Genomic DNA, 3585 nt, shown 5'->3' with positions numbered 1-3585 from the left:
AGCTCCCGGTACGTCATCGACCGGCCCTCAAACCGCACCGCCACCGCATCCGGACACCGAGCCACCTGCGCAGCAAACAACACCGGAACCGACACCGGCACACCCCCCGACCGGGTCAACACCGCCCGATTACCCCACCCATCCAACCGAGCACGCTCAACCGCATAAAGCAAATCGATGGATGACAACGGCCGGGTGGCATCGCCGGTCATCGCCGCCAACACTCGCTGCAACCGCTCAATGAGCGTTTCGATGCTGGCCGCGTCGAAAACGTCAGTGTCGAATTGGACGCGAAGGTCCAGTTCGCGTCCCGGCAGGGCCACCACCGTAAGGGGATAGTGAGTGTATTCGCGGATGGTGGACTCGGTGATAGCCAACTTATGGGCGCCCAGCGGCGCGTCGGTGTCGATCGGGTAGTTCTCGTACACGAACAGGGTGTCGAACAATCTTTCCTGACCGGCGATGCGGTGAATGTCACTAAGCGCGAGGTGCTGGTGCTCGAGGGTGCTGGTGTGCGCGGTTTGCAGCTGGCCCAGCAACTCAGCGGTGCTGGTGGCCGGGGTGATGCGCGCCCGCACCGGCACCGTATTGACAAACAGGCCCACCATCGATTCCACCCCGGCCAGCTCGATGGGTCGACCCGAGACCACGGTCCCGAAGGCGACATCATGGTGGCCGGTCATCCACATCAGCAGCTGCGCGAAGGCGCCCTGCAGCACGATGTTGGTGGTGGTGTGGCACGAGCGGGCCAGCTCGCAAAGTGCCCGCGTGGTCTCGACCGGCACTCGAAACGATTCCACGCCGCGGCGCCCGGGCATGAACCTTTGCGGCGGACCGACCAGTGTCGGGGCGTCAAAGCCGGCCAACTGCTCACGCCACGCCGCGTGAGCGGCTTCGCAATCCTGACCGGCCAGCCAGGTAAGAAAGCTGCGGTATGGGGCGGGGGCAGGCAATGGGTGCCCGTTATAACCGGCGAATATTTCACGCAGCAGCACCTGCCCCGACCAGCCATCGCACCCGATGTGATGGCTGGTCAGCACCAACCGATAGCGTTCAGGCGCGCTCCGGAACAGCACCGCACGCAGCGGTGACTGGTGGGCCAGATCGTAGACCGCGACGCGTTCGGCGGCGCACACCCGTTCGATACGATCCCCGACTTCCTCCGCATCTCCGGCAAGTTCGATATACCGCCACGGCAGCACCGGATCCCGCAAAATGATCTGCACCGGCTCTGCCAGTCCCTGAAAGGCGAACCGTGCCCCCAGATTGGGATGACGGGCAAGGACCGCTTGGACGGCCTCGCGCAGCCGGTGTTCCTCAACCTGGCCGGCCAAGCCGATAGCTATTTGCACAGCATAGGGATGAGCGACACTCTCGCGGCCGTCAATGGCATGGAACAGCAACCCCTGCTGCAGTGGGGTCAACGGCAACACGTCGGCGACAGGGTAGGCGCGTTGCAGGCCCTCCAGCTGCTCCTGGGTCAGGCGGGTCAGCGCGAAATCGGAGGGGGTGAACCCGCCCCCACCCTGGCGTACATGCGCGCAGATGCCGGTCAGGGCCTCAAACCACAGCCGGCTCAGCCGCTCCACCCGTGCGGCATCGATTTTCGACGGCGCCCACGTCCAGGTGGCCTGCAGTCGCGGGCCGGTATCGGTGTCGAGGGTGACCGCATTGACCCCCACGGTATGCGCCAGCGGCATCGGCCACCCCGCACGAGCGGTATCCGTGAACAACTGGCCCGGACCGCGGATCCGCCAGCCCTGCCCGACCACCGGAGAATCGCTCGATCCGCCACCTCGGCCCAGATAATTGAACCCGATCGGCGGGTCGGGGCCGTCGAGATCGACCTCATCGTTGAGGTAGCGCAGCAACCCGTAGGTATAGCCGTCGGGAACCTTGCGAAGCTGCTCTTTGGCGCCCTTGACCGCCGCCCCCAACGCCGCGTGCCCGGCCAGCACTTGCGGCCACGACACCCGATCCGGCCTCAAAGAAACCGGGTATTTCGTGGTGAACCACCCCACCGTCTGCGACAGATCCGCACTGGGGGCCACTTCCTCGTCACGCCCATGACCCTCCACGTCGATGCCGATCAGCGCGCCGCCACCGAGAATCTTCGCCCACGCCAACCCGAAGGCAATCAACAAAATGTCTTGCACCCCGGCATGAAACGCCGCCGGGACCTCACCAAGCAGCATGCGGGTGGTCTCGGGATCCAGTGACACCGTCAGGTGCCGGGCGCTGGCCCAGGTATCCACCGCGGGGTCCGTCCTGGGCAGCACCGCCTCAACCCCAACGATGCGCCGCCACCGCTCCAACTGATCGACCACCGTGCGCGAGCGCGCCTGTTCCGCCAGCAACGACGCCCAACGGCGAAACGAGGTCCCCCGCACGGGCAGCGCCACCACCCCGCTGGCACGGTATTGATCCCACGCCGCATTGAGATCATCGACCACAATCCGCCCCGACACGGCATCAACGGCCAGATGGTGAATCACCAGCACCAGCTCGGCCGCCGTCGTCACCCACAGCGCGCTCAGCATCACTCCGCCCGCCGGATCCAACCGTGAGCGCGCCCCCACCAAGGCCTCATCGGACAACACCGGCACCGACTGCACGCACCGGTGCGCATCCACCGAACCCGGTGGCCGCGCCACCAACGACCAGTGCCCGGCGCCATCGTCATCAACGCGTAACCGCAACATGGCATGTCGATCCAGCAAACCCTGAACCAACACCACCACATCGGCCTCGGTGGCCCCCGCCGGGGACGACACCGCCACCATCTGACAAAACTCCCCGACCGGGCCCTCCACATCGGCCAGCCAGGAAATAATCGGCGTGGACACCACCTCACCGACACCATCGTCGAACGAATCACCACCGCCGCGTCCGGCGGCACGAACGACCCGCGCCAACCCCGCCACCGTCTGCTCCACGAAAATATCCCGCGGCCGACACACCACCCCCGCCGCACGCGCTCGCGACACCACCCGCATCGACAAAATACTGTCCCCACCCAACTCGAAGAACGAGTCGTCCACCCCGACCCGCTCCAGCCCCAAGACCTGGGCATAAATCGCCGCCAAGACCTCCTCCACCGCATCGGCCGGGGCGCGGTAATGACCGCCATCCTGGTACTCGGGTGCCGGCAGGGCGCGGACATCGAGTTTGCCGTTGACCGTCAACGGAAGTGCGTCGAGCACCATCACCGCCGCTGGCACCATGTACTGGGGCAACCGCTCACCGAGTCGGGCGCGGATTCCGGCCGCGTCCACGGTCCCGGTGACATAGCCGACCAGGCGCTTGTCGCCGGGGCGGTCCTCGCGGGCGAGCACCATCGCCTGCTCCACCCCGGCCGACTCGGCGAGCGCTGTCTGGACTTCACCGAGCTCGATGCGGAACCCGTGAACCTTGACCTGCTCATCGGCGCGCCCCACATACTCCAACTGCCCATCAGCGCGCCACCGCGCCAAATCCCCACTGCGATACATCCGAATTCCTAGCGCTCCCGCTCCGCCGAACGGACACGCCACAAACCGCGACGACGTCAACCCCGCCCGCCGCCAATACCCAACCCCCTGTCTC

Annotated in this window: 1 protein-coding gene and 1 pseudogene; both read right to left on the bottom strand. The window is 66.2% G+C overall.

The annotated features are described in order from the left end of the window. A partial coding sequence (locus CDN38_RS28570; RefSeq protein WP_438502299.1) for a condensation domain-containing protein occupies window positions 1-2540 on the bottom strand: 2540 nt, incomplete at its 3' end. Window positions 2541-2963: 423 nt separating this feature from the next. Continuing rightward, window positions 2964-3585: pseudogene (locus CDN38_RS33465) on the bottom strand (AMP-binding enzyme); the annotation flags it as partial.

This window comes from Mycobacterium ostraviense (assembly GCF_002705925.1).
GTDB lineage: Bacteria > Actinomycetota > Actinomycetes > Mycobacteriales > Mycobacteriaceae > Mycobacterium > Mycobacterium ostraviense.
The sequence above is the reverse complement of the archived record's forward strand: the minus strand, read 5'-3'. Positions and strand labels throughout refer to the sequence as shown.